Annotated in this window: 1 protein-coding gene; it reads right to left on the reverse strand. The window is 69.6% G+C overall.

The genetic code is table 11. The features are described from left to right. Positions 1-136: 136 nt before the first annotated feature. On the reverse strand, positions 137-1,567 hold the full coding sequence (locus tag AC07ZS_RS29750) for a sigma-54-dependent transcriptional regulator (RefSeq protein ID WP_494802028.1): 1,431 nt from the start codon (positions 1,565-1,567) through the stop codon (positions 137-139). Positions 1,568-1,833 lie beyond the last annotated feature (266 nt).

Here is a 1,833-nt window from a genome sequence, read left to right on the forward strand (position 1 = left end):
GCCCGGGGCGGGGCTGGTGGCCAGTTCCAGCGCACACGGCTTCTTCTCGCCGGTGGCAATGACATGGGACATGGAAGCACTCCTGCACAGCGGTGATCAAAGGATCACCTGCCCCCACGCGGCAAGCGGCGTGCCGCTAGGGCCGCGGCCCGTCGAGCTTGTCGTCCGCCGCGTACTGCTTGAGCCGGTTGTAAAGCGTCTTCAGGCTGATGCCCAGGGCCGCGGCGGTGCGCTCCTTCTGCCGGCCGTAGTGCTGCAGCGTCGCCAGGATCAGGGTCTGCTCGGCCTGCGCGAGCGAGATGCCCAGCGGCAGAACCACCGAACCCTCGGGATGGCGGGCATCGGGCGCCGCAAGCGCGGTCTCCACCGGCGCGACCGGCGCCGCCACGGTCGCAGGAGCGCCCGGCGGGTCGGCGGCGCCCGGCAACCACTGCGCAGCGATCGTCTGGCCGGCCGTCATCACGTACGCGCGTTGCACCGCATTGCGCAGCTCGCGCACGTTGCCCGGCCAGGCGTAGGCCGCGAGCCGCTCCAGCGCTTCGGGCGAAAAGCGCTTTTCCTTGCCCTCCTGCTCTCCGATCAGGCGCAGGAAACGGTTCGCCAGCAACGGCACGTCGTCCAGGCGCTCGCGCAGCGGCGGCAGGTCGATCGGAAACACATTCAGGCGGTACATCAGGTCGGTGCGCAGGCGCCCGTCGGCCACGGCCTGCATCGGCTGGCGGTTGGTCGCCGCGATGATGCGCACATCGGTCTCCTGGCTCTGGGTCGCACCCACGCGCAGGAAGCGGCCGGTCTCCAGCACGCGCAAGAGCTTGACCTGCAGGTCCAGCGGCATCTCGGTGATCTCGTCGAGGAACAGCGTGCCACCCGCCGCGCGCTCGAAGAAGCCCTGGTGCTGGCGGTCCGCGCCCGTGAAGCTGCCCTTCTCGTGGCCGAAGAGCTCGCTCTCGATCAGGTTGGGCGAGATGGCGCCGCAGTTGACCCCGATGAAGGGCATCTTGCGCCGGCGGCTGAGTTCGTGGATGGTCTGCGCCACCACTTCCTTGCCGGTGCCGCTCTCGCCCGTGATGAACACCGACACACCGGTGCCCGCCACGCGGGTGATCTGCTCGTACACCTGCAGCATCGAGGGCGAACGCCCCCACAGCTGACCGAAATGGCCCGTGCTCGCCACGCTGGCCGTCAGCCCAGCCACCTCCGCCTTGAACACCGAAGGCTTGCTCACGCGCGACAACACACCTTGCAATTGTTTGGGCGTGATCGGCTTGACGATGTAGTCCACCGCGCCCAGGCGCAGCGCAAGGATGGAGGTTTCCAGGCTGGCGTGACCCGTGAGCAGCACCACCTCCGAATTCGCCAGCAGCTCGGGGTCGGCGAACAGGTCCATGCCGCTGCCGTCGGGCAGGCGCAGGTCCAGCAGCACCAGATCGGGCGGCTGCAGGGCCAGCTGCTTGCGCGCATCGCGCAACGTGTTCGCCGTGGCCACCGTCAAGCCCTGCATGGCGATCAGCTCGCCGAGCATCGCCGAGGCATCGACGTCATCGTCCACGATCAGGGCATGGGTCATCTTTGGCGTTTCCTTGGTCTCTGTGCGTCAGGGGGCAGGCGCCGCGCATCGAAGCGGCGCCCATGATGCCACCGATTGCCGGGCCCAGGCAGGGCCCAGGACCCGCGAACTCAGTGCAGCGACACGATGGGCGTGGGCTGCCTCGGCGGGTCGCCCGCAGGCGGCGTCTGCTCGTCGGGCACCTCCGGTTCGCGGATGTCGGGCGGCAGCTGGGTCGGGGTTTCCGGCGGCACGACGGGCTGGCCGGGCGGCGGCGGGGGTGGCAC

This window comes from Hydrogenophaga sp. GW456-12-10-14-TSB4 (assembly GCF_059424305.1).

Bases quoted from the DNA above. Each gene is read 5' to 3' on its own strand.
- AC07ZS_RS29750 (WP_494802028.1), bottom strand. From the start codon at position 1,567: ATGACCCATGCCCTGATCGTGGACGATGACGTCGATGCCTCGGCGATG.